Source organism: Brevundimonas sp. (assembly GCF_035626535.1).
Lineage (GTDB): Bacteria > Pseudomonadota > Alphaproteobacteria > Caulobacterales > Caulobacteraceae > Brevundimonas.
This window is the reverse complement of sequence record NZ_DASPNO010000024.1, coordinates 46,992-71,072: the sequence shown is the minus strand read 5'-3', so window position 1 is coordinate 71,072 and position 24,081 is coordinate 46,992. Positions and strand designations below refer to the sequence as shown.

27 protein-coding genes are annotated in these 24,081 nt (G+C 69.6%); 17 read left to right on the top strand and 10 right to left on the bottom strand.

Going from position 1 to position 24,081, the window contains the following annotated elements:
• The 3 genes from accC to VEC04_RS03585 form a co-directional block, all read right to left on the bottom strand.
• Nucleotides 1-1,205: acetyl-CoA carboxylase biotin carboxylase subunit (gene accC / locus VEC04_RS03595; RefSeq protein ID WP_324773914.1), on the bottom strand; the 1,205-nt coding region annotated here is incomplete at its 3' end.
• 4 nt (nt 1,206-1,209) lie between these two features.
• Nucleotides 1,210-1,719, bottom strand: coding sequence for an acetyl-CoA carboxylase biotin carboxyl carrier protein (accB, locus tag VEC04_RS03590; protein ID WP_324773912.1), 510 nt, complete (start codon nt 1,717-1,719; stop codon nt 1,210-1,212).
• 19 nt (nt 1,720-1,738) lie between these two features.
• The gene (locus VEC04_RS03585; RefSeq protein ID WP_324773910.1) at nt 1,739-2,245 is read right to left on the bottom strand and encodes a type II 3-dehydroquinate dehydratase; all 507 of its coding nucleotides are present in this window, start codon (nt 2,243-2,245) and stop codon (nt 1,739-1,741) included.
• Nucleotides 2,246-2,347: 102 nt separating this feature from the next.
• Here VEC04_RS03585 and thiS point away from each other — a divergent pair, with 102 nt between their 5' ends.
• Complete coding sequence (gene thiS, locus VEC04_RS03580; RefSeq protein ID WP_324773908.1) at nt 2,348-2,545, top strand: sulfur carrier protein ThiS; 198 nt, start codon at nt 2,348-2,350, stop codon at nt 2,543-2,545.
• A gap of 7 nt (nt 2,546-2,552) precedes the next feature.
• Here thiS and VEC04_RS03575 read toward each other — a convergent pair whose 3' ends face one another.
• Nucleotides 2,553-4,106, bottom strand: a complete 1,554-nt coding sequence (locus VEC04_RS03575) for an MFS transporter (RefSeq protein ID WP_324773906.1) — start codon at nt 4,104-4,106, stop codon at nt 2,553-2,555.
• A gap of 129 nt (nt 4,107-4,235) precedes the next feature.
• On the opposite strand from VEC04_RS03575, the gene VEC04_RS03570 reads away from it, so the two are divergent.
• From VEC04_RS03570 to VEC04_RS03550, 5 genes are all read left to right on the top strand, one after another.
• Nucleotides 4,236-4,541 (top strand): hypothetical protein, encoded by a 306-nt coding sequence (locus VEC04_RS03570; RefSeq protein ID WP_324773904.1) that lies wholly within the window; start codon nt 4,236-4,238, stop codon nt 4,539-4,541.
• A complete protein-coding gene (locus VEC04_RS03565; protein ID WP_324773902.1) occupies nt 4,538-5,317 on the top strand; it encodes a thiazole synthase in 780 nt (259 codons plus the stop codon). Before VEC04_RS03570 ends, VEC04_RS03565 begins: the two co-directional genes overlap by 4 nt.
• A 396-nt stretch (nt 5,318-5,713) precedes the next feature.
• A complete protein-coding gene (locus VEC04_RS03560; protein WP_324773900.1) occupies nt 5,714-7,417 on the top strand; it encodes a hypothetical protein in 1,704 nt (567 codons plus the stop codon).
• Between the two features lie 26 nt (nt 7,418-7,443).
• Complete coding sequence (locus VEC04_RS03555; RefSeq protein WP_324773898.1) at nt 7,444-7,905, top strand: DUF411 domain-containing protein; 462 nt, start codon at nt 7,444-7,446, stop codon at nt 7,903-7,905.
• Between the two features lie 20 nt (nt 7,906-7,925).
• Nucleotides 7,926-8,423: a YybH family protein gene (locus VEC04_RS03550; RefSeq protein ID WP_324773896.1), complete on the top strand. Its 498-nt coding sequence runs from the start codon at nt 7,926-7,928 to the stop codon at nt 8,421-8,423.
• Between the two features lie 9 nt (nt 8,424-8,432).
• Here the strand turns inward: VEC04_RS03550 and copD are convergent, their stop codons facing one another.
• Both copD and copC read right to left on the bottom strand, forming a co-directional pair.
• A complete protein-coding gene (copD, locus tag VEC04_RS03545) occupies nt 8,433-9,344 on the bottom strand; it encodes a copper homeostasis membrane protein CopD (RefSeq protein ID WP_324773894.1) in 912 nt (303 codons plus the stop codon).
• Complete coding sequence (gene copC / locus VEC04_RS03540) at nt 9,341-9,700, bottom strand: copper homeostasis periplasmic binding protein CopC (protein WP_324773892.1); 360 nt, start codon at nt 9,698-9,700, stop codon at nt 9,341-9,343. Before copC ends, copD begins: the two co-directional genes overlap by 4 nt.
• Nucleotides 9,701-9,908: 208 nt before the next feature.
• Here copC and serS point away from each other — a divergent pair, with 208 nt between their 5' ends.
• The 10 genes from serS to VEC04_RS03490 all read left to right on the top strand — a co-directional run bounded on the left by serS (nt 9,909) and on the right by VEC04_RS03490 (nt 19,419).
• Complete coding sequence (gene serS / locus VEC04_RS03535; protein ID WP_324773890.1) at nt 9,909-11,333, top strand: serine--tRNA ligase; 1,425 nt, start codon at nt 9,909-9,911, stop codon at nt 11,331-11,333.
• Between the two features lie 153 nt (nt 11,334-11,486).
• The gene (gene surE / locus VEC04_RS03530) at nt 11,487-12,278 is read left to right on the top strand and encodes a 5'/3'-nucleotidase SurE (protein ID WP_324773888.1); all 792 of its coding nucleotides are present in this window, start codon (nt 11,487-11,489) and stop codon (nt 12,276-12,278) included.
• Nucleotides 12,275-12,919, top strand: a complete 645-nt coding sequence (locus VEC04_RS03525) for a protein-L-isoaspartate(D-aspartate) O-methyltransferase (RefSeq protein WP_324773886.1) — start codon at nt 12,275-12,277, stop codon at nt 12,917-12,919. Before surE ends, VEC04_RS03525 begins: the two co-directional genes overlap by 4 nt.
• A 283-nt stretch (nt 12,920-13,202) precedes the next feature.
• Entirely contained in the window at nt 13,203-13,658 is a 456-nt protein-coding gene (locus VEC04_RS03520; protein ID WP_324773884.1) for an OmpA family protein, read from the top strand.
• 74 nt (nt 13,659-13,732) lie between these two features.
• Nucleotides 13,733-14,806, top strand: coding sequence for a peptidoglycan DD-metalloendopeptidase family protein (locus VEC04_RS03515; RefSeq protein WP_324773882.1), 1,074 nt, complete (start codon nt 13,733-13,735; stop codon nt 14,804-14,806).
• Between the two features lie 111 nt (nt 14,807-14,917).
• Nucleotides 14,918-15,244: a preprotein translocase subunit YajC gene (gene yajC / locus VEC04_RS03510; RefSeq protein WP_324773880.1), complete on the top strand. Its 327-nt coding sequence runs from the start codon at nt 14,918-14,920 to the stop codon at nt 15,242-15,244.
• Between the two features lie 32 nt (nt 15,245-15,276).
• Nucleotides 15,277-16,869, top strand: coding sequence for a protein translocase subunit SecD (secD, locus tag VEC04_RS03505; protein WP_324773878.1), 1,593 nt, complete (start codon nt 15,277-15,279; stop codon nt 16,867-16,869).
• A complete protein-coding gene (gene secF, locus VEC04_RS03500; RefSeq protein ID WP_324773877.1) occupies nt 16,869-17,858 on the top strand; it encodes a protein translocase subunit SecF in 990 nt (329 codons plus the stop codon). The genes secD and secF overlap by 1 nt, the downstream gene beginning before the upstream one ends.
• A gap of 190 nt (nt 17,859-18,048) precedes the next feature.
• The gene (locus tag VEC04_RS03495; RefSeq protein WP_324773875.1) at nt 18,049-18,675 is read left to right on the top strand and encodes a hypothetical protein; all 627 of its coding nucleotides are present in this window, start codon (nt 18,049-18,051) and stop codon (nt 18,673-18,675) included.
• A gap of 114 nt (nt 18,676-18,789) precedes the next feature.
• Nucleotides 18,790-19,419, top strand: a complete 630-nt coding sequence (locus VEC04_RS03490; RefSeq protein WP_324773873.1) for a squalene/phytoene synthase family protein — start codon at nt 18,790-18,792, stop codon at nt 19,417-19,419.
• On the opposite strand, the gene VEC04_RS03485 is transcribed toward VEC04_RS03490, so the two are convergent.
• Complete coding sequence (locus VEC04_RS03485; protein ID WP_324773871.1) at nt 19,390-19,992, bottom strand: DUF1353 domain-containing protein; 603 nt, start codon at nt 19,990-19,992, stop codon at nt 19,390-19,392. The genes VEC04_RS03490 and VEC04_RS03485 overlap by 30 nt on opposite strands.
• 202 nt (nt 19,993-20,194) lie before the next feature.
• On the opposite strand from VEC04_RS03485, the gene VEC04_RS03480 reads away from it, so the two are divergent.
• Nucleotides 20,195-21,967, top strand: coding sequence for an ABC transporter ATP-binding protein/permease (locus VEC04_RS03480; RefSeq protein WP_324773918.1), 1,773 nt, complete (start codon nt 20,195-20,197; stop codon nt 21,965-21,967).
• On the opposite strand, the gene VEC04_RS03475 is transcribed toward VEC04_RS03480, so the two are convergent.
• The 3 genes from VEC04_RS03475 to VEC04_RS03465 all read right to left on the bottom strand — a co-directional run bounded on the left by VEC04_RS03475 (nt 21,955) and on the right by VEC04_RS03465 (nt 24,036).
• Nucleotides 21,955-22,428 carry a chemotaxis protein CheE gene (locus tag VEC04_RS03475; protein WP_324773869.1) on the bottom strand — a complete coding sequence of 158 codons (474 nt, stop codon included), beginning with the start codon at nt 22,426-22,428 and terminating at the stop codon, nt 21,955-21,957. The genes VEC04_RS03480 and VEC04_RS03475 overlap by 13 nt on opposite strands.
• Nucleotides 22,425-22,997, bottom strand: coding sequence for a response regulator (locus VEC04_RS03470; protein ID WP_324773867.1), 573 nt, complete (start codon nt 22,995-22,997; stop codon nt 22,425-22,427). Before VEC04_RS03470 ends, VEC04_RS03475 begins: the two co-directional genes overlap by 4 nt.
• A gap of 88 nt (nt 22,998-23,085) precedes the next feature.
• A complete protein-coding gene (locus tag VEC04_RS03465; RefSeq protein ID WP_324773865.1) occupies nt 23,086-24,036 on the bottom strand; it encodes an acetyl-CoA carboxylase carboxyltransferase subunit alpha in 951 nt (316 codons plus the stop codon).
• Nucleotides 24,037-24,081: the final 45 nt, after the last annotated feature.

The window sequence follows — 24,081 nt, the reverse complement described above, 5'->3', positions numbered from 1 at the left end:
TTGAGGCGCGCCAGGCACTCCTCGCGGTCGCGGCCGTGTACGATGAGCTTGCCGATCAGGCTGTCGTAGTAGGGCGGGATCGAATAGCCGGCGTAGATGGCGCTATCCAGCCGCACGCCAAGGCCTCCCGGGGCGTGGAAGTCGTTCACCGTCCCAGGCGACGGGGTGAAGGTCTCGGGGTTCTCGGCGTTGATGCGGCACTCGATGGCGTGCCCCTCGAAATGCACGTCGTCCTGCGTGAACGACAGCGGCAGGCCCGCCGCGATCCGGATCTGCTCCCGCACCAGATCGACGCCCGTGATCATCTCCGTCACCGGATGCTCGACCTGCAGCCTGGTGTTCATCTCGATGAAGAAAAACTCCCCATCTTCCCAAAGAAATTCAATGGTTCCGACGCCCAGGTAGCCAATCTTGCCGATGGCCTCGTTGACGGTCCGTCCGATGGCGGCCCGCTCGACGGCTGACAGGGCGGGGGAGGGAGCCTCCTCGAGGATCTTCTGGTGACGGCGTTGCAGGGAGCAGTCGCGCTCCCCGAGATGGACGACATTGCCGTGGCTGTCGGCGATGACCTGAAGTTCGATGTGACGGGGCTTCTGGAGGTAACGCTCCATGTAGACGGCGCCGTTGCCGAAAGCCGCCTGGGCTTCCGACTGGGCGGTTTGCACGGCCTCGACGAGGTCGTCGGCGGTCAGGGCGACCTTCATGCCGCGCCCGCCGCCGCCGGCGGCCGCCTTGACGATCAGAGGGAAGCCGATGGACTTCGAGGCCTTCACAGCGGCGTCGACCGTCTCGACCTCGCCCTTTGAGCCCGGAACGACCGGGATGCCGGCGTCCATCACCGTCTGCTTGGCGGTGATCTTGTCGCCCATGATCCGGATGTGCTCGGGCTTGGGCCCGATGAAGGTCATCCCGTGGGCTTCGACGATCTCGGCGAAGCGGGCGTTCTCGGACAGGAAGCCGTAGCCGGGGTGGATAGCCTGGGCGCCCGTGATCTCGGCGGCGGCGATGATCGAGGGGATGTTCAGATAGCTCTTGGCCGCCGGAGCCGGGCCGATGCAGACGCTCTCGTCGGCCAGGCGGACCCACATGGCCCCACGGTCGGCCTCGGAATGCACGGCGACGGTGGAGATGCCCATCTCCTTGCAGGCGCGGTGAATCCGCAGGGCGATTTCGCCGCGGTTGGCGATGAGAACCTTGGTGAACACCGGATCAGGCCTCGAGCAGGACGAGGGGCTCGCCGAACTCGACGGGCTGGGCGTCGCCGACCAGAATCTCCTTCACGACGCCGTCGCGCGGGGCCTGGATCGGGTTCATCGTCTTCATGGCCTCGACGATCAGCAGGGTCTGGCCCTTCTTGACCTTGTCGCCCGGCTGAACGAACGGCGGGGCTTCGGGCGAGGCCTGCAGATAGGCGGTGCCGACCATCGGCGACTTCACCTCTTCGCCCGAACGGGGGACGATGGTGGCGGGATCGGACGGCATCGAGGCCGGAGCCGCGGCGGCGGTCGGGGCCGGTGCGGGAGCGGCGGCCGGAGCGGCGGCGTACTGCACAGGCGCGGCCATAGTGACCTCGCGGGCGACGCGGATCTTCAGATCGCCGCGCTCGACCTCGATCTCGGTCAGATCGGTGTCGTTCAGGATGTCGGCGAGCGAGCGCACAAGGGCGGTGTCGATCTCGTCGTTCTTGAGCTTGGGCGCGGACGTCTTGGGATCGGCCATGGGAGCCTCTTCTTACCTTCTAAACCGAACGGTCGGTGGCGGCGCGATGTTCCTGCGCCAGCCGGAGAGCGGCCTTGACGGCCAGTTCGTAGCTGAACGGACCGAAGCCCGAAACGACGCCGGCGGCGGCCGGCGAAACATAGGAGCGGTGGCGGAAGCGCTCGCGCGCCGCCGGATTGGACAGGTGGCATTCGACGATCGGGATCGTCAGCGTTCTCAGCGCGTCGAGCAGGGCCACCGAGGTGTGGCCGTAGCCGGCGGGGTTGATGACGAGGGCCGCGGCCTTTTCGCGCGCTTCCTGGACCCAAGTGATGAGTTCGCCCTCATGATTGGTCTGGCGGAACTCGACCTTGATCTGGGCTGGTTGCCCCTCGAACTCCGGATCCGAGAGATGATCCGCCGCCGCAGCCTCGCAGAGCGCGCGGATATCATCCAGCGTCTCGCGCCCATAGATGTCGGGCTCGCGGATCCCCAGCAGGTTGAGGTTCGGGCCGTTCAGGACGTAGAGCATGGGGGTTTCGGGCATTCGCTCGAGGTTATGACATCCGGCCGCGCGGATTCGGAGCGGCCTTTTAGCTGAGGCGTGGCGGTAATCAAACCGTCCGCCGCAAGAGATTGACGTAGCGTCATGCGTATTCAGGTCAATGGCGAACTCCGCGAGGTTGCGGCCGCGACGATCCTCGGACTGGTCGAGGAACTGGGGCTGGACGTGCGCAAGGTGGCGGTCGAGCGCAATCTGGAGATCGTGCCGAGGTCCCTGCATGCCGCGACATCGATCGCCGAGGGTGACCGGATCGAGGTGGTGCAGTTCGTGGGCGGGGGCTGATGAGGCCTCAGCGGGGGTTCTCGAGGTCGCGAAGGTCGCGGCCGCGGGTTTCGCGACCGAAGGCGGCGACCAGGCCGAGGGCGGCGACCGTCAGCACGCCGATCGCGGCCGCGGCGAAACCCAGAGGCGGGGCGGCGGCGAGCACGGCCAGGCCTTGCGCCAGCAGGCCGCCCAGCTTGCTGCAGCCGGCGATCCAGCCCGTGGCGCGGCCGCGGATGCGCAGGGGATAGTTCTCCGCGGTGTACGGAAGGATGATCGCGATGACGCCGCTGGAGCCGACGATCAGCATCGCGAGCGGCGCGACCGGGTCGGCGAGGACGCTGACACCCATGCTGCGCAACAGTAGGCCGAACAGCCCCAGCGCGGTGACGCCGAGCATCAGCGCCAACGCACCCCGGGTGCTCCAGGCGCTGTAGAGCCAGACGGACAGCAGGATGGTCGGCGCGGCGATCAGCGTCGATCTGGCGATCAGGGCCGAGGCGGCCTCGACGCTGCGGCCTTCGGCGACGAGGGCGCTGGGCAGCCACAGCAGGATGCCAAAATTGACCAGGCCCCAGGCCAGCGCCGCCAGCGTCAGCGCCAGCGTGATGGCCAGATGGCGGCGGTCCACCGGCGGCAGATGCGACCGGCTCTCCGTATCCGGCGCGACTCCCACGGTCCGCACGCGGGAGCCGAAGCGGGCCAGCATGGCGCGGGCCTCGTCGCCGCGGCCGACATGCTGGAGAAAGCGGGCCGACTCGGGCAGCAGCGGGCTGAGGGCGATCAGAATCAGGCCCGTGGGCAGGTTCAGGAACCACATGACGCGCCAGCTCCAGTCCGGCTGGAGCCAGGCCGACAGGGCGCTGGCGGCGAAATAGCCGCCGACGGCCCCAATCCCTCCGACCAGCACGAGGGCCCAGCCGCGGTGCCGGGTCGGCATGATCTCGGCGAGCAGGGCGTAGGCCACGGGCAGCATGCCGCCGGCGGCCGCGCCCATCAGGAAGCACATGCCGACGTTCCACCAGAAGTCAGGCATGGCGCCGCAGATCGAGGTGCCGACGAACATCACCGACGAGAGGAGGATCGAGGCGCGGCGGCCGTAGACATCGGCCAGCCAGCCCCAGACGAACGAGCCGACCACGGTGCCGCTCAGGGCCGCGAACGGCAGAATCGAGACCATCGCGTCGGAGAGGCCGTATTCCTCGCGCATGCCCGGAGTGACGAAGCCGAGGCTGGCGGGCTTCATGATGTCGACGATGAGGGCGAGAGAGAGCAGGGCGCACATGGCCCAGTGGGCGCCCGTCAGCGGCGCGTCCTCGGGCGGGGCGAGCACCTCGAGCGAGCCCTGCTCGCCCTTGTGCGCCGGCAACAGGCCGAAGGCCGTCAGGGCGACGCCGCCGACGATCAGGGCCATGCCCCACCACATGCCGGCGTCCATCGCCATCCCCGCGAGATGGAAACCCATGTCCCGGCCCATCCAGTACATCGGCAGGTGCAGGGCGACGCCCGCGGTCACGATCAGGCAGCCGAACCAGAAGGCCCAGGCATGGCGGCGGTCGCCGAATATCCTCGCGATGGTCATGGCGTTCCCCCTGTCGGCCGGGGCCGACGGGACTGACGTAGCCTCGGCTGGCCTGGCCGTCGAGAGGCCGGGAACGCCGGCGGGGGCGTCCGCATCAGATGGCCGACGCCAGCCATGAAGGACCGCCCGATGCTCGCACTCAGCCCGACCGCCCCCGAAACGCATGAGGATTTCGCCGAACCAGCCAGCCTGCCGTATCGCCGGATCCGGCCGGAGACGGTGAAGACCCGGCTGCACCTTGCCCGGCGGCTGCTGCGCGAGGCGCTGGACGCGAAGCTGGCCAGCGCCAGGGCCGAGGCCTTTCCGTTCATGGGCGCGCGCTGCAGCCGGATCACCGGGGCGGCGCTGGCCGGCTGGCGGCTGAGGGGATCACCGCGGCCTGAGACGATCCGGCGCTTCTCCCGGCGGGGGAGAAGGTCTATCTGGCCGCCATGACCGCTTCGCAAGACACCTGGACCGTCGCCGGACGGACGTTCAGCAGCCGGCTGATCGTGGGCACCGGCAAATACGCCGACTACGCCCAGAACGCCGCCGCCGCCGAGGCCGCGGGGGCCGAGATCGTCACCGTGGCCCTGCGCCGGGTGAACCTGAGCGATCCGTCGCAGCCGATGCTGGTCGATTACGTGAAGCCGGACCGGTTCACCTTCCTGCCCAACACGGCGGGCTGTTTCACCGGCGAGGACGCGGTGCGCACCCTGCGCCTCGCCCGCGAGGCGGGCGGCTGGAGCCTGGTCAAGCTGGAGGTGCTGTCGGACACGGCGCACCTGTATCCGGACATGGTCGAGACGCTCCGGGCGCTGGACCTGCTGGTCAGGGACGGCTTCGACGTCATGGTCTACTGCACCGACGATGTGGTCATGGCCAAGCGGCTGGAGGAGGCGGGGGCCGCGGCCATCATGCCGGCGGCGGCGCCGATCGGCTCGGGCCTCGGCATCCAGAACCGGGTCAACATCCGGCTGATCGTCGAACAGGCCAAGGTGCCGGTGCTGGTCGACGCGGGGGTGGGCACTGCCTCGGACGCGACCATCGCCATGGAGCTGGGGTGCGACGCGGTGCTGATGAACACCGCCATCGCCGGGGCGAAGGATCCGATCCTGATGGCCTCGGCCATGAAGCACGCGGTGATCGCCGGCCGGCAGTCCTATCTGGCCGGGCGGATGCCGCGCCGGATGTACGCCAGCGCCAGCTCCCCGATGGCGGGCCTGATCTGAGCCGGCGGCCGGGTTTCACCCGGGCCAAAAGAAAAAACGGTGTGGCAGTGTCGGCAGAGTCGGCGCCGAAATTCGCTGTGGCAGAGTCGGCAGAGTCGGCAGAGTCTACATCGGAGCGCCTGTGGCGGCGCGGCGGGGATTCGGTTGTCAAAGACCGGCGGACGAACAGCGAGCATCATACGCCCGCTGTTTCCTCGGGCGGCAAGATTGGCTCGAGAAAAGCGGATGGGGTTGGAATGGCGCAGGGTTTTCCGCGCTATCGGACTATAATTCCGCGGATTGCCAGCACAGCGTCATGGTTTCGGAGGAGACCGGGACGGCTCCGGATGGACGCGAGCGTCACAGTGAGGTCACGATGAGGCGGCTCCATCGGGGCGGGCATTCGGGGAGGCGGGCATGCGGTCAGCGGTTTCGATCATCGCGGGAATGGTTCTGAGCCTGACGGCGTCCGCGGCTCTGGCCTGCTCGGTCACCTCCGAGTTCGTGATGAAGACCAATTACGAAATGGCCGAGACGGCGGACGCCATTGTCGTGGCGGTCGCGGAGCGCGAGATTGCGGGGGATGGCGACACGCCCGGCTCGGTCGTCTTCCGGATCGAGTCTGCCCTCAAGGGCGAACCGCCCGGCACTGTGACCATGGGTTGGGCCCGCTTCGCAGAGATCGAGCCGAGCGATCCGGACAGTATCGCCGGGCCCCATCCCCAAGCCTTCCACGGCGGCTGCTCTCGCGACACCTACGAACGGGGCCGGAAGTATGTGCTGTTTCTGGGGCTCGGCGACGGCGACCGCTACGAGCCGACGGGCTGGTACGTTCGGAAATTCGTCTTCGGGCGCGACAGCGAGGACTACGCCGGGCCGGACAGCCTGTGGGTCCAGACGTTGCGGACCTATCTCGAGGTCCAGCGCAATCCCGATCGGATGGCGGCGCTGTCGGATCTCGCCGGACGGCTGCCGGCGCTGGAAAGGCCGGGCGCCAGCGCGGCGGATCGGGCGCTGGCGGAGGACATCCGGGATCATCTGAGCTCGCTGTCGCCGGACAAGCCCACGGCCTATCTGGTCGCCGCCTATGAGGCGCTGGAGCGAGGCGAGGCGCCGCGTCTTCCGGTTCGCGGGCCAGAAGCCAACCGGGAGAGCGGGGCGGCTGAAGCGGTCGCTGATTTCGTGTTGGGCTTCCGTCCGCCCGATTTTGACGAGGAGCGGCAGAAGGATTCGATCCTGATGGCTCTGGTCCTCGGCGACCATCCGGAGGCGGCTGGCCTGTTCGAGCGGCTGACGGCCGAGCCTGCCGACCCCGAGATCCTCGGCTATGCGATCCGGCACCTGGCGAAGAACGGTCAATTCCGCCGGGCTTTCGAGCGGATCGAGACGGAGGGGATGCGCCGCATCGGCGGCCTGCCGGATCAGGCGGCGGTCCAACTGGCCGGAAGTTTCGCCCTGGCCATGCAGGGCGGGGATCGCGAAGACTACCGATACGGCGAGCGCGCGGAGGCCTGGCGCGCCGATCCGTATGTGGCCGCCCGCTGGCCGGAGATTGCGCTGGGACTCTATTGGGACGGCGTCAGGAGAGGCGGCGACGGGCACAGCTTCCCGGAAGAGATCGAGGTGCTCAGGCCGCAGGATTACAGGACGAGGCCAGAAGTCACCCTGGCCTTGTCGGCCGCGCACGACGAAGGAGCCCGGGCCTGGGCGATCTCGGAAACTGACCGGCTGATTCCCGCGGCGGACTGGCTGAAGGATGAGGACCCGGCGTGGCTGCCGCTGCGGGCGCTGGTGATGGCCTTTGGCGAGGACCGGAACGCCGCGCTGGAGCGGGCGTTCTGCCGCAACGAGTCCGGACGGATCATGGTCGTGCAGAGTCTCGGCCTGTGGGGCGACGACCTCGACGGCGAACTGCTGATGCGCCTCCTGGTCACCCCCGGGCAGGACGAAGAAGCGATCGACATGGTCAGAAAGGCGCTGGCCGCCATCTATGGCCGGCATGTCGGCGACCTCGTCAGCGGGTCGGAGGAGTACGATGCGATCAAGGCGTCGCTGACCGGAGGCGAGATCGTGCGGTATTCGGACGCGCCGGTTCCGCTGGACTGCACCGCCCCCGGATGATGAATGGTTCGCAGCAAGGAATGACCATGCCCACGATCAGCCGCCGCCTTTTCATCGCCTCGGCCGCCGGGCTGGGGGTCGCCGGAGCCGCGCGGCCGCCGGCGCGGTCGCTGGCGGTGTACAAGTCGCCGACCTGCGCCTGCTGTGACGGCTGGGTCGCGCATATGCGGCGGGCGGGCTTCACGGTGGCGGTGCATGTGACGTCGGACGTGCGGGCCTTCGGGCGGGGCCGGGGGATGCCGGATGCGCTGGCCTCGTGCCACACGGGCGTGGTCGACGGCTATCTGGTCGAGGGCCATGTGCCGGCCGCCGATGTGATCCGCCTGCTCGCCGAGCGGCCCGAGGCGGTCGGCCTGACCGCGCCGGGGATGCCGATGGGATCGCCGGGGATGGAGACGCCTGACGGGCGGAAACAGCCGTTCGACACCCTGCTGGTGCTGCGCTCGGGCGAGACCCGGGTGTTCGCGCGGCATAACCGTCCCGCCTGATCCTTTACCTGGAGCCCCGCATGTCCCGATCCCTCTGCGTCCTGGCGGTTTCCGCCCTGCTGCTCTCGGCCGGCGCCGCCGGGGCGCACGAACCCGCGCCGCTGCCGCAGGTGCAGGGGACGGTGCAGGCGGAGGCGGCGGAGGCCGCCGCCGTCGTCGACGCCTTTCACGCCGCGCTGAAGGCCGGGGACACCGACGGAGCGCTGGCCATGCTGGCCGGGGACGTGATGATCTTCGAGGAAGGCGGCGCCGAGCGGTCGCGGGAGGAATACGCCTCGCACCATCTGGGGGCGGACGCGGCCTTCGCCGCCGCCGTCGAGGCCACACCGGCGCGCCGGTCGGGATGGGCGGCGGGCGACGTCGCGTGGATCGCCAGCGAGGGCCGCACAACGGGGACCTTCAACGGCAGGCCGATCGACCGGCTGTCGGCGGAGACCATGGTGCTGAAGCGCGGCCCCGACGGGTGGCGGATCGCGCACATCCACTGGTCATCGCGGGAGCCTCGCCCGGCCGGCTGAGACCGGCGACTACATCGACGCGGGCGGCGGCAGCGTACCCATCAAGGCGACGACGAGCAGGACGGCCGCGCCCAGTACAGTCTCCAGGAGCACGCTGCCGCGCAACTGTGCGATGGACGGTGCGGCGTCGCCGCCGGTCTCGAGCGCGGTCCCGAAGGCGGGCGTCAGCCGGTAGCGGTTGCGGGCGGCGACGGCGACCATGGCCGCGAACAGGGCCAGCTTGAGCAGCAGCAATTGTCCGTAGAGGCTGGTGAACAGGGCGCCGAGCCGATCCGGGCCAACCAGAAAACCACTGTTGATCAGGCCGGTCACGACGAGCAGCGACACCGCGAACGTGCCGACGCCGGCGAAGTCGTGCAGGGCGCGGTGGATCGGCGGAAGGTCGCGCGGGCGGGCCAGCAGAAGGGCGAAGGCAACCAGCGCGCCCAGCCACAGGGCGGCGGCGACCGCATGGACGATATCCGCGCCGAGATGGATCGGGCCGGCGGGCCCCTCGGTGGATGCGCCATGGCCCGTCCAGGCGAAGCTGGCGACCGCGACCAGACCGCCGAGCGCCGTCACCGCCCACAGGGCGCGCCCGAACGGGACGAGGAGCAGCAGGGCGAGGGCGATCAGAGCGGCGGCGCCGCGCGCCACATACGCCTTTCCGAGCGCCGTGCCCTCGATCATGAAGCCGAGCGAGGCGGGTTTCAGGGCCTCGTCGAGCGACCCCGCCATGACCGCGGTCTGGGCGACCAGGCCGGCGAGGGAGAGGAGGGCGACGGCGAGGGCCGCGGCGACGAGCATCCGCCGCGCGCCGACCGGGTCCGCAGCGCCATGGCCGCGGCCGAAGCCGTAGAGCAGGAACAGGGGCGTCCCGAGCAGGACCACGGCGGCGCCGTACTGAAGCCAGCGCAGCGCGACGATCGCGGCCTCGATCACTCCTGGCGGACCGTGAAGCTGTAGGAGCCGGTCATGCGGTGGCCGTCGGCCGAAGCGATCCGCCAGTTGACGCGCCACACCCCGGGAGCCAGCGGCCGGGCCAGGGCGCCGGACAGGGTCTTGCCGTCCTTCGAGACGGCGGCGTCGACCGCCACCCCGGCGCCGCCGGGGCCGACCAGATCGAAGTCCGAGAAGGCCGGCACCATCCGCCCGCTGAAGGTCATGCTGACGGAGCGCGGGCTGGCCACGACCGAATCGGGGGCGGGCGTGGCGCTGACCAGCCTCGCGTGGGCGGCGGCCGTGCCGGCCACGGCGGCGGTGACGGTGGTGATCAGGGCGAGGCGCCAGATACGCATACTCATCATCTCCAGACGGGATCGGCCCGCTGTATACCACGGGGCCTCGCTTCGGTAGCGGCTCGCATCCGGCGCCGCCGGGTCCCCCGGTCTCCCCCCGCTTTCGCGCGGGTCGCGGGGGATAACGAACGGCGTGGGCGGCGCGGGTTGGCTGAATCCCCCGGGAGGGCTAGAGCATCGGCTCCTTCCCGAGACAGACCGACCGACCATGCACGACATCCGCGCCATCCGTGACAATCCCGCCGCCTTCGTGAGCGGGTGGTCGTCGCGTGGGGTGGAGGATGCGCAGGCGATCGTGGACCGGGCGCTGGAGCTGGATCGTCAGCTGCGGGCGGCGCAGACGGCGGGGCAGGAGGCGCTGGCGAAGCGCAATGCGGCGTCGAAGCTGATCGGCGCGGCGATGGCGAAGAAGGATATGGCCGAGGCCGATCGGCTGAAGGCCGAGGTCGAGAGCCTGAAGGGCGAGATCGCGGCGCAGGAGGCGGTCGAGGCGGAGGCCGGCAAGGCGCTGCGCGACCTGCTGGCGGCGCAGAAGAACCTGGCGGCGGACGACGTGCCGGACGGCGAGGACGAGACGGCCAACGTGCTGGTCGGGACGCCGTGGGGCGAGCCGCGCAGGACGGGGCCTTCGAAGGACCACGCCGATCTGGGCGAGGCGCTTGGGCTGCTGGACTTCGAGGCGGCGGCGCGGATGAGCGGGGCGCGGTTCGCTGTGCTGAAGGGCGGACTGGCGCGGCTGGAGCGGGCCATCGGCCAGTTCATGCTGGACGTGCAGACGGCCGAGCACGGCTATCTGGAGGTCAATCCGCCGATCCTGGTCAAAAACGATGCAATGTTCGGGACGGGGCAACTGCCGAAGTTCGCAGACGATCAGTTCCTGTCTGCGGATATGACCGGTCGTGCAGAGCTGTTCGAGAAAGCTGTTCCCGATTTTGACGACCGGATGCGGGCGGCGGTCGAAGCGGGAGGTTCTCCGAGGGAAGCGCTCAACAAGGCCTTGGAAGAGGCCGATACCGTCGAACAATTCTGGCTCATCCCCACCGCCGAGGTCTCCCTGACCAATCTCGTCCGTGAGCAGATCCTGCCTGAGGAACAACTCGCCGAGCCGATCCGCTACACCGCCCTGACGCCGTGTTTCCGGGCCGAGGCGGGGTCGGCGGGGCGCGATACGCGCGGGCTGATCCGGCAGCACCAGTTCCACAAGGTCGAGCTGGTCTCGATCACCCGGCCGGAGGACAGCGAGGCCGAGCATGAGCGGATGGTGCGCTGCGCCGAGGTGGTGCTGGAGAAGCTGGGGCTCCCCTATCGCCGGATGCTGCTGTGCAAGGGCGACATGGGCTTTTCGGCGAAGAAGACCTTCGATCTGGAGGTGTGGCTGCCGTCGCAGGGGACCTATCGCGAGATCAGCTCGTGCTCGAACTGCGGGGACTTCCAGGCCCGGCGGATGGACGCGCGCTTCAAGCGGGCCGGGGAGAAGAAGACCGAGTTCGTGCACACGCTGAACGGCTCGGGCCTGGCGGTCGGGCGGACGCTGGTGGCGATCATGGAGAACTATCAGGACGAGGCGGGGCGGATCGCCGTGCCGGACGTTCTGAAGCGGTACATGCCGGAGGGCGTGACGCATGTGGAGTGACCTCCTTTCGTCATTCCGGGCGAAGCGAAGCGGAGACCCGGAACCCAGCGGCGCGCGCGAGCGCGAACCTGTCGGGAGCGCGGGCGTCGTGAGCATCGCCCTCGCTTCGCTTCGGCGCCGCTGGGTCCCGGCCTTCGCCGGGATGACGAAAGCATGAGAATCCTCCTCACCAACGACGACGGCATCGAGGCGGAAGGCCTTGCATGTCTCGAGCGGATCGCCCGGACGCTGTCGGACGACATCTGGACGGTCGCGCCGCAGGTCGAGCAGTCGGGCAAGGGGCGGGGCATCACCCTGACGGAGCCGCTGCGGGTCAATGCGATGGGCGAGAAGCGGTTCGCGGTGACGGGGACGCCTACCGACTGCGTGGTGCTGGCGGTCAACGACCTGATGCCGGAGCGGCCCGATCTGGTACTGTCGGGGGTCAACCGCGGGCACAATGTGGGCGAGGACTGCTCCTATTCGGGGACCGTGGCCGGGGCGCTGCAGGGGATGGCGTTCGGCATCCGCTCGATCGCGCTCTCCCAGTCGCTGGAGCGGTTCCACGACGAGGTGACGGCGCACTGGGAGACGGCGGAGGCCTATGCGCCGGCGATCATCGCGCGGCTGCTGGAGCAGCCGTGGCAGACGGGGGTGGTGATGAACCTGAACTTCCCCGCCCGGCCGCCGGAGGAGGTGACCCAGGTCGAGGTCACGCGGCAGGGCTTCCGCGACATCGGCGAGATGCACGCGGTGCGGCGCACGGATCTGAGGGGGCGGGACTACTACTGGATGAGCTTCCGGGGGACGAAGCAGGAGCATGCTCCGGGGACCGATCTTCGGGCCATGGACGAGGGGAAGATCTCGGTCACGCCGCTGCACATCGACCTGACGCACATGCCGAGCGTGCATGATCTGAAAGGCGTGCTGGGCGGGGCGCCGCCGAAGGCGATGGCGGCGGAATGAAGCTCAACGACGATCGCGCGGGGCGGCTGATCCTGGGGCTGCGGCAGCAGGGGGTGACCGACCCGAAGGTGCTGCAGGCGATGGAGTCGATCGACCGCGCCGTGTTCGTGCACGAGAAATTCCTCGATCAGGCGTGGGAGGACCAGGCCCTGCCGATCGACTGCGCCCAGACGATCTCGCAGCCCTATATCGTCGGGCTGATGACCCAGGCGCTGGACGTGCAGCCACGCCACCGGGTGCTGGAGATCGGCACGGGGTCGGGCTACCAGGCGGCGGTGCTGAGCCGGCTGGCGCGCTACGTCTATTCGGTGGAGCGCTACCGCAGCTTGCTGAGCGAGGCGGAGCGGCGGCTGAAGGAGCTGAAGATCGACAACGTCATCACCCGGCACGGCGACGGCGGGCTGGGCTGGCCCGAACAGGCGCCGTTCGACCGGATCATGGTCACGGCGGCGTCGCCCGGCGAGCCGACGGAACTGCTGCACCAGCTGAAGCCGGGCGGGATACTGGTCTGCCCGGTGGGGCGCAGCTCGGTGCAGCGGCTGCACCGGTATGTGAGTCTGGAGGACGGGTCGTTCCGGCGCGAGAGCCTCGCCGAGGTGCGGTTCGTGCCGCTGGTCGAGGGGACGGCGAAGGAGGGGTGACGGCGGCGAGCCGGCGGGGCAAGCTGACGGGATGTCGTGGCTCGGTCTCGCTGTCCTCGTGACCTTCGCACCGCAGGTCCAGGCGGACACGCGGACCTGGGACGCCTGCTTCAACGGCGATGCTCCCACGCCCGAAGCCTATGTCGCCTTCCGCGAAGCCGGTCGCCTGTTTCAAGAAGCCGGACAGTTCGGCGCTCGCTCCACTTTGACCGGCCCCGATCGGTCAGAGAGAGCCTGGTCGGAGGCGAAGCTTACGGCCTACGTCGAACTGCTCCGCGCCGGGGTGAAGCCGGGCTATCTGTCCGTCAGATCGGACGGCTCGCAGCCGCCGCATTTTCTTTCAATCACGGTGGAGATCGTTCCGCCGGCGGAGAACCCTCCGGGATTGTGGCACCTCGGGCCGGTTTACGACTTCGAGGCCGGAGGCGCGGAACTTCGATCCCCTGCTGCAAGGGCCGCGGTGCGTCTCGCCGCGGCCGGGTACGCGCCCGGCTGGGTAGTCCGCGTGGACGGCCATACCGACACCGTGGGCTCTGCGGAGGACAACCGGGCGCTCAGCCTTCGGCGGGCGGAGGCGGTCGCGGCGGCGCTGGTCCGCGAAGGCGTTCCCTGGCGGGACATCCAGGTCAACGGCCACGGCGAGACGCTGCTGGCCCGACCGACGGCGGACGAGACTCCCGAGCCGCTCAATCGCCGTGTGAATATCGACCTGTCGAGACGTCCGGCAACGCCTCGTTAACCTTCGCGCCCAACTTTGGCGCGGTTTGCGGGGTCTGGTCCGGCGGGGCGGATTCGAGTCTGAGGAGCGGGCGCATGATCGGAATCAGGGCGGGGTCGAAGGCGCTGGCGGCGCTGGCGGCGGTGAGCCTGACGGCGGCCTGCGCCAGCTATCCGGCCGAGCCGCGTTATTCGATCTTCGCCGAGCCGCCGCCGCCGCCCGCGCGCGCGCCGGCCTATGCGGCGACGCCGGCCACGCCCGCGCCGAGCGGCGAGGGCGTGCGCGGCCCGACCAATCCGGCCTATGAGACGCGGCCGCCGGCGACCGCCCCCGTCGGCGAGATCGAGGGCGGGTCGCTGGACGCGCCGGTCGGCACCAGTCCCTACCAGCCCGCGGCCGGACCGGCTTCCGAGGGATTCGCCAGCCCGCCGCCGCCCGCTTCGAGCGCGCCCGTCGTGGCCGGGGCGGCCTACGAGATCCAGCCGGGCGACACGATCTCCGGCATCGGGCGGCGCTTCCAGACGCCGGTGCAGACCCTGATCGATCTGAACGGCCTCGGCCCGCGGGCGGACGTGTCGCCGGGCCAGCGCATCATCCTGCCGGCCGACGCGGTCGACATCGGCGGCGATCCCTACGCCACCGGGCCGTCGCCGGTCGGAGTGGTCGTGGCCGACGCGGGCGTGCCGCCGCCTCCACCGCCGCCGCCGACGGGAGTGCTGCCGCCGGCGCGCGAGCCCGCCGCCACCGCGGGGCCGGTCGGCCAGCCTCCGGCCGCCACGACAGTGACCCTGGACTGGCCGGTGCGGGGCGAGATCCTGCGACGCTTCGGGGCCGTGGGCATGGGCGAGCGCAACAACGGCATCAACATCGGCGCGGCCCAGGGCTCGCAGGTGCAGGCCTCGGCCTGGGGGACGGTCGGCTATGTCGGCGACGACCTGGCCGGGCAGGGGCTGACGGTGCTGATCGTCCACCGCGACGGCTGGCGTTCGGTCTATGGCCATCTGGGTTCAGCCCTGGTGCGCGACGGCGACGTGGTGCAGGCGGGCCAGGCGATCGGCACGGTGGGCACGACCGCCGGCGACGGCCAGCCGTCGATCCATTTCGAGACCTGGCGCATGAGCGGCGACGAGCCGAGGGCGATCGATCCGCTGACCGTGTTGCCGAGGTGACGCAAAGGGTCCGGAGCGTCACACGTCGCGTTGCAATGTGAGGCGGCGCGCCCTAGGTTCCGCGCCTCATTTTCAAGGGGCGCGGCGCGGCCCGGCATCCAGGATTCGTAGATGACTGCCACTGACGGCGGCCTGATGGCCATGTTGATCCAGTTCGCTCCGATCATCGCGATCGGCGTGATGGGCTATTTCCTGCTGGTCCGCCCGCAGATGAAACAGGCCAAGGCGCACCGCGAGATGGTGGCGGCGCTGAAGCGCAACGACACCGTGGTGCTGTCCAACGGCATGATCGGCAAGGTCACCCGCGTCGAGAACGACGAGGCCATGGTCGAGATCGCCCAAGGCGTGAACGTCCGCGTCATCAAGGCGATGATCACCCAGGTGCGCGACCGCACCGGCGTCGCCGCCAACGACACGAAACAAGTCTCCAAGGCCTGATCTCGGCGCTCTGAAAGGTCGGGGAAGCCCACATGATCCATCTGTCGCGCTGGAAGGTCATCCTTCTCGCCCTGTCGTTCGCATTCGGGCTGTTCTTCGCCTATCCGAACGTCCTGACCGCGGAGCAGAAGGCGGCGCTGCCGGGCTGGCTGCCGAAGAGCGGGGTCAACCTCGGCCTCGACCTGCAGGGCGGCTCCTACCTGCTGCTGGAAGTCGACGTGCCGGCCATGCGCGAGAAGCGCCTGACCAACCTCGGCGAGGATGCGCGGACGGTGCTGGGCGAGGTGGGGATCGAGATCTCCGGCATCGTGCAGGACGGCTCCGGCGTGACGGTTACCCTGGCGGACCCCGCGACCATGGATCGGGCGCTGGAGGCGATGCGGGTCCTGACGTCCGGCGGCGGCGCCGGGACCGTGGCGGACCGGACCGTGCAGCGCCAGGGACAGGACCGCATCCGCTACGCCTTCACCGACGCGGCCATGAATTCGATGGCGTCCGACGCCGTCAGCCAGTCGATCGAGGTGGTGCGCCGCCGGATCGACAGCCTCGGCACGCGCGAGCCCTCGATCACCCGCCAGGGCGCCGACCGGATCGTCATCCAGGCGCCGGGCGAGAGCGATCCCGCCGCGCTGGAGCGGATCATCGGCAGGACGGCGCAACTGACCTTCCAGATGGTCGACGTCGAGAACTCGCTCGAGGAGGCGCTGGCCGGCTTCCCGCCGCCGGACTCGGAGGTCATTCCGGACGCCAGTGGCGCCCCCATGCTGGTCAAGAAGCGCATCCTCGTGTCGGGCGAGAACCTGACCAAGGCCGAGGTGACCACCGACCAGAACCGGCAGACCGCCATCGGCTTCCGCTTCGACGGAGCGGGGGCGCAGCGCTTCGGCGAGGCGACCGCCCAGAACATCGGCAAGCCGTTCGCGATCATCCTCGACGGCGTCGTCATCTCGGCCCCGAACATCAAGAGCGCCATCACCGGCGGCTCGGGCATCATCGAGGGCAGCTTCACGATCGAGGAAGCGTCGGAGATGGTGAACCTGCTGAACGGCGGGGCCCTGCCGGCGCCGTTGAAGGTTGAGGAACGCCGCACGGTGACCGCTGAACTGGGCGCCGACGCCGTGGCCGCGGGCGCGCTGTCGACCGCGATCGGCGCCGTCATCATCGTGGTCTTCATGCTGCTGGCCTACGGCTTCCTGTTCGGCGGCATCTCGGTCATCGGCCTGGTGCTGAACGGCCTGCTGATCATCGCCGCCATGTCGATGACCGGCGCGGCCCTGACCCTGCCCGGCATCGCCGGCCTGGTGCTGACCTTCGCCGTGGCCGTTGACGCCAACGTGCTGATCTACGAGCGGATGCGAGACGAGGCGCGGGCCGGACGGTCCGTCATCGCCTCGCTGGACGCCGGCTTCAACAAGGCCATGGGCACGATCGTCGACGCCAACCTGACGACCCTGGTGGCGGCGCTGATCATGTTCATCTTCGGCGCGGGCCCGGTGCGCGGCTTCGCCTGGACGCTGACTATCGGCGTCTTCACCTCGATGCTGTCGGCCGTTCTGGTCGCACAGGTCGGACTGGCCTGGTGGCTGAAGCTCGCCAAGCCCAAAAAACTGCCGATCGCGGAGTGATGGCGATGCGTGGATGGCCCCTCATCAAACTGCTGCCGGTCAAGACCGACTTCCATTTCGTGAAGTTCTCCAAGGCGTTCGGTATTCTCTCCGCCGTGCTGGTGATCGCCTCGATCATCGGCTGCTTCTATCCCGGCCTGAACATGGGCATCGACTTCCGCGGCGGCGCCTCGATGGAAGTCTCCAAGCCGGCGGGCCAGACGGTGGCCCTCGAAGAGCTGCGGGGAGCGGTTCGTGAACTCGGCCTCGGCGACGTCGGGGTGCAGGGCATCGCGCGGCGCGGCACCGATGTGAACGACGGCTCGACCGCCATCGTCCGCTTCCAGATTCCCGAGGGACGCGATCAGACCGCGGTGGTCCGGCAGGTCGAGGCGGCCATCACCGGAGCGGTCGGCCAGGTCACCTACTCGGACGTCGCCGTCGTGGGCTCCAAGGTGTCGGGCGAGCTGTTCACCTCCGGCATGCTGGCGCTCGGCCTCGCCGTCGTGCTGATGTTCGCCTACATCTGGTTCCGGTTCGAGCCGCAGTTCGGCTTTGGGGCCATCGCCGGTCTCGTCCACGACGTGATCCTGGTCTTCGGTCTGATCGTGCTGATGCGGCTGGAGTTCAGCCTGAACATGGTCGCCGCCATCCTGACCGTCATCGGCTATTCGATGAACGACACCGTGGTGGTGTTCGACCGCCTTCGCGAGAACCTGCGCAAGTACAAGCAGATGCCGCTGCGCGAGGTGATCGACCTGTCGATCAATGAGACGCTGTCGCGGACCATCATCACCGGAGTCACCGCGATCATGGTGCTGGCGGCGCTGGCCTATTTCGGCGGCGAGGCTCTGTTCGGCTTCTCCATCGCACTGATGGCCGGCATCATCATCGGCACCTATTCGTCGGTCTATGTGGCTGCGCCGATCATCCTGCTGTGGGGCGTCAAGCGCGGCGGCCCGGCGGACGACGCGTCGCCGGTCAAGCTGGGCATGGCGAGCCGGCCGTAGGTGACTTTCTCCCTCCCCGTCCCGGGGAGGGATGTCGCCGCGAAAGCGGAGACAGGGTGGGGGCGACGGCCAAGGCACGCGCTTTCCTGAGCCGTCCCCACCCGGTCGCTGCGCGACCACCCTCCCCGGGACGGGGAGGGAGATGTATGATCGCGCTTCAACGATTCTCGCCCGGGGAGGGGCGACCGACATGTTTGGCAAGCTGCTCTCGAACTTCCGCACCACCGTCCTGCTGAGCCTCGTTCTGGCCGGCGTGATGATCTACGCCTTCGTTCAGGTGACCCCGCACGAGTGGAACGACTCCACGACCTGGCAGGCGATCTTCCGCTGGATTCACGTCGCGGCGGGAATCCTGTGGATCGGGCTGCTGTGGTATTTCAACTTCGTCCAGATCCGGGTCATGCCGTCGATCCCGGCCGAGCTGAAGCCGGCGATCGGCAAGCACATCGCGCCCGAGGCGCTGTTCTGGTTCCGCTGGTCGGCGCTGGCGACGGTGCTGGCGGGTCTGGCCCTGGCCTTCACCCGCGGCCACGCCTACGCCATCGAGGTGCTGAGCTTCGGCCTGGCGCAGGGCCTGACCGAGGACCAGAAGGGCTTCACCCTGATGGGCATCGGCGTCTGGCTGGCCATCATCATGTTCCTCAACGTCTGGGGCATCATCTGGCCGAACCAGAAGCGGGCGCTGGGAATCGTTGTGGTGGATGACGAGGCCAAGGCGAAGGCCGCCCGCGTGGCGATGCTGGCCAGCCGCACGAACATGCTGCTGTCGCTGCCGATGCTCACTTCGATGGCGATGTATCAGACGCTCGTCGGCTGACTGCCATCGCTCCACTGCTGTTGCGGGCGCCCGGGATGACCTAAGGAAACGTCGCGTCCGTTCGGGCGCGGCGTTTTCGTATCTGAGGCCGGCCCTGGCCGGAGCGGGCAGAGAGTGACGACTTCCCTCGACGAGCAGGTCCGCGCGGCCGATCCCGACCGATGGCTTTCGAGCCGGTTCGTGGCCGATCCCCAGACACGGGCGGACCTGATCGTCCTCTACGCCTTCGAGGCGGAACTGTTGGCGATTCCGACGCGGGTGACCCAGCCGCTGCTGGCGGAGATGCGTTACGTCTGGTGGCGCGATCAGATGGACGGCGTGTTCGAGGGCGTGGCGCGCAAGGGCCATCCTGTGCTGGAGGCGCTGACCGACGTCGTGGCCCGACGCGGGCTGGAGCGGGCGCCGTTCGACGCCCTGATCGAGGCGCATATCGACCGCGTGCATGGCGAACCGCACGATCTGGACGCCTTCTACGCCGGACCGATGCAGGCGGCGGTGCGAATCCTCTCCGGCCCGGGACATGACGCGGCGGCGGCGCAGGCCGGCCGGGTCTGGGGTCTGGCGCAGACCGGTCGTTTCGAGGAGGCGAGGGCCACGCTTCCCGGTGCGGCGCGGGCCGCCCGGAACCTGCCCGTCGCGGGGTTTCCGGCGGTCCTGCCCGCCACGCTGGCGCGGCGGCCGAACGCGGGTCCGCTGGGGAAGCGGCTGCGGCTGCTATGGGCCGCAGTTCGCGGGCGGCTGTGACTTGATCCGTTCGATCAGGGCCGGGTCTCCGTCGCCGAAGAAATCCTCGCGGGGGGCGGGCGGCGGCAGATGCTCGCCGGTGCGCCAGTCCATGAACTGGGTTCCCCAGGTGGCCCCGGCGCGCGCGTAGCCGCCGGCGCCGAAGGCGGTGACCGCGCCGTGCATGATGTTGCGCCGGGCGATGTCGACGCCGAGCTCCTGCAGGGCGTCGCGGAAGATGTCGTCGGCCTCTCCGCGCCGCCCGGGCTCGCCGATCGAATACAGCCAGTCGTGGACCACGGCGGCGATGGCGTGGCGGCCGAAGGGCGGGATCAGCCAGCGGCCGACCCGCGGAATGGACGCGAAGTCGGTCAGATAGCCGGCGGGCACCCAGATCGCGCGGGCGGTGCGCTCGTTGATGTAGCCGAAGGGCTGGATGACGACGACGGTGGTGCGCCCGTCGCGCTCGCGGTCCTGCTGGTGGTTGACGGCGCAGACCAGCGGACGGTCGACGGCGCCCGCCGCCGCCTTGGCCGAGGCCGGCGCGAACGCGGTCTCGACGGCGGCTTCGGCGGGGGCGGCGCAGAAGGACATGCGGCCATCATGCCAGAGTATGGCGACGGTTTCATCCGCGCCTGGCTTTGCCAAGCCGGCGGGGCGGGGCCATATGGGCGCCATGGCGAGAACGGGCGAGCGGACGGGGCGGCGGGGCGATTCGATAGCGAAGGCGGCGCAGGGCGCGCCTCCGGCCGAGCTTCCGAAAGGACCACCGACCGGCCGGGCCTTGTTGGACCTGATGCAGCTGGTGCGGCGGTCGAACGCGCCGCAGCTGGGCCTGAGACTGATCGCGGCGATCGGCATGACGCTGGGCGGCAAGGCGCTGGGCGTGCTTGCGGCGCTGGTGCTGGGCGCGGCCGTGAACCGGCTGGCGGCGGGGCAGGGGACGGGCGTGGCCCTGGCCTGGGGCTTCGGAGCGTTCGCCCTCGGCTGGGCCTTCGTGCGCCTGCTGTCGGCGATCGCGCCCAACGCCTCGGACGTGGTGTTCGCCCCGGTGCGGTCGGCGGCCCAGCGGACGGCGGCGGCCGAGACCTTCGCGCATGCCCTGAGCCTGTCGCTGGACTTCCACCAGACCAAGCGGTCGGGCGCGCTGTCGCGGACCATGGACCGGGGCGCGCGGGCGGTGGACTTCCTGCTGCGGATACTCGCCTTCAACCTGATTCCCACGGGGGTCGAGCTGGTGCTGGCGGCGGGCGTGCTGGCGGGCCGCTACGACTGGCGATTCGGGGCCGTGGCGGTGGCCGTGGTGGCGATCTACGCCGTCTGCACCTTCGCCCTGTCGAACTGGCGGATCGAGCACCGGCGCGAGATGAACGCCGCCGACACCCAGGCGGCCGGGGTCTCGGTCGACGCCCTGCTCAACTATGAGACGGTCAAGTCGTTCGGGGCCGAGGCGCGGGCGGCGCGGGCCTATGACATGGCGCTGGGCGATTACACGCGGGCGGCGCTGAAGGCGAACAGTTCGCTGGCCCTGCTCAACATCGTGCAGGCGGTGATCATGAACCTCGGTCTGGCTGTCATGGCCGTGATGGCCGGGTTCGAGGCGGCGGCCGGGCGGATGGGGCCGGGTGACGTAATGGCGGCGGTGCTGATCATGATCTCCCTGTACGCGCCGCTGAACATTCTCGGCTTCGCCTATCGCGAAATCCGTCAGTCTTTCATAGACATGGAAGAGATGTTGAAGGTGACGCGTCAGACGCCGCAGGTGGCCGACGCGCCCGATGCGGCGCCTCTGCCGCGACCGGCGGATTCACGGGGCGCGGCCCTGACCTTCGAGCAGGTGGGTTTCCGCCACGACGCGCGGGCGAACGGGCTTGAGGACGTCAGCTTTGTCGCCGCGCCGGGGACGACGACGGCGCTGGTCGGGCCGTCGGGCTCAGGCAAGTCCACGATCGTGAAACTGGCCCTGCGCCTGCTCGACGCGCAGGAGGGGGCGGTGCTGATCGACGGCGTCGACGTGCGCCGGGTGACGCAGGAGTCGCTGCGCGCCGCCGTGGCGCTGGTGCCGCAGGACGTGGCCCTGTTCAACGACACGATACGCGCCAACATCGGCTTCGCCCGGCCCGACGCGGACGAGGCGGCGATCTGGGCGGCGGCCGACGCGGCCGAGCTGGGCGACTTCATCCGCGCCCTGCCACAGGGGCTGGACACCATGGTCGGAGAGCGGGGGCTGAAGCTGTCCGGCGGCGAGCGCCAGCGGGTGGGCATCGCCCGGGCCCTGCTGGCCGATCCCTGCATCCTGATCCTCGACGAGGCGACCAGCGCGCTGGACAGCCGCACCGAGGCGGCGATCCAGAAAACCCTGCGGCGGGTGCGGACGGGCCGGACCACGCTGGTGGTGGCGCACCGGCTGTCGACCATCGCCGACGCCGACCAGATCGTGGTGCTGAAGGCCGGGCGGATCGTCGAGCGCGGCGCGCACCACGAACTGGTGGCGCGGCAGGGCGGGGAATATGCGGCGCTGTGGCGCAAGCAGACGCGGGGCGCGCGGACCGACCGTCAGCCGGCTTGACCGAATTTCCTGGCCACCATCTCGGACAGGCGGGTGGTGACCTGGGCCCGCTCGGCGGCGGCGCCGGGCGGCAGGGTGTTCAGCAGCCGCAGCGACTGGATGTGCACGGTGATGATGCGCCAGTCGAACTCGGCCCCGCCCGAGGTCCGATCGACGACGTCGCACAGGCTGATGGCGACGGCGCAGATTTCCTCGAGATCGAAAGGCGCGGCCGCGTCGATGACGTGATTGGCCGAGCGGTAGACCTGCTGCAGGGTGCGGATCGTCGCCTCGGGATCGGTCGGCGGTTCGAGCGCCACGAGCTCGTCGATATGGCGGCTGACCTCTTCCAGCCCGCGGGCGCGCAGGGCGGCGATGTTGGCGCGGGCCTGGGTCAGGGCGACGCCGATGCTGATCCCGCCGGCGCTGTCGATCATCTTCGCCAGGCGGGATGTGCGGCGGGGGTGGGTGATGGCGGTCATTGGGACGAGGCCGCCAGCGCGGCCGCCTTCTCGGCCTCGAAGCGGGCGCGCCGGATCACGTCGCTCCGGCGCTCTTCGCCCGGAGGCTCGGCCTCGCGGAAGCGACGATCAGGACCGAAGTATTCGCCGACCTCGAGGAAGGGCCGGCCGTCGCGGGCGACCCAGACGATGCGCTCCAGCAGGCGGGAGGCGCTGAAGGGCTTGGTGATGACGAAATTGGCCCCGCAGTCGCGGGCCCTGGTCACCATGGACCGGCGGATATGGGCGGCGGTCATGATCACCGGCACGAAGGCGTTGGGCGGCCCGGAGCGTCGCAGCCAGTGGACCAGCTCGAAGCCGTCCATGCCCGGCATCTCGCAGTCCACGACCAGCAGATCGACCTCGGTCTCGCTCAGGACCTCCATGGCCTCGGCGGCGCTGCGCATCGAAAAGCGGGTCTTGATTCCGAAGCCGAGCAGGGCGCTGGAGGTGATGTCGGCGGCGAAGGTGGAATCATCCACCACCATGGTCACGGCGCCCGTGAGGTTGATGATCGCGCTCTCGCGAAGGGCCTCGCCGACGACGCTCATCCTGAACAACTCCAGCTGGTCGCCCCGCTGCAACCCAGCATCGCGATAGAGTAGTCAGGCAACCGTCGCTGATTGGTTAACGAAACCCTCAGCCCATGCGGCCGATGGCGTAGAAGCGGTCCGCCCGGGCCTGACGGATCTGATCGGGCGAAAGCGCGGACAGGGCGGCCAGTTCCTCGGCAAGGGCGTCGCCGACGCTGGCGATGGCGGCGGCCGGATCAGCGTGGGCGCCGCCGACCGGCTCAGGGATGATCCGGTCGATGATCTTGAGCTCAAGGAGGTCGGGCGCCGTGATCTTCATGGCCATGGCGGCGTCGCGGGCGCGCGCCCCGTCGCGCCACAGGATGCCGGCCGCGCCCTCGGGGGAGATGACCGAATAGATCGAGTGCTCGAGCATCAGCACCCGGCCCGCGGCGGCGATGGCGATGGCCCCGCCCGAACCTCCTTCGCCGGTGACGGTGGCGATCGACGGCACGCCCAGGGTCAGGCAGCGCTCGGTCGAGCGGGCGATGGCCTCGGCCTGGCCGCGCTCCTCCGCGCCGAGGCCCGGATAGGCGCCGGCGGTGTCCACGAAGGTCAGCACCGGCAGGCCGTACTGCTCGGCGAGATCCATCAGCCGGACCGCCTTGCGGTAGCCCTCGGGCCGGGCCATGCCGAAATTGTGGGTCAGGCGGGTCTGGGTGTCGTGGCCCTTCTCATGGCCCATGACGACCACCGGCTCGCCACGGAAGCGGGCGAGGCCGCCGAGAATGGCCTGGTCGTCGCCGAACTGGCGGTCGCCCTTGAGCTCGACGAAATCGGTGAACAGGCCTTCGCAGAAGTCGACGAAATGAGGCCGCTGCGGGTGGCGCGCGACCTGGGTCTTCATCCACGGATCGAGGTCGGCGTAGGTCTTCTTGCGCAGCTGCTCGGCCTTCTTGCGCAGGCCCTCGACCTCGGCGTCGAACGAGCCGGAAGTCGAGGAGAGCAGGTTCAGCTCCTCGATCTTCGCCTCCAGGTCGGCGATCGGCTTTTCGAATTCGAGGTAGTGCACGGCCATCAAGGCGTCCGGATCAGGCGCGCCACGCGGCGCATCGGGAGGCGG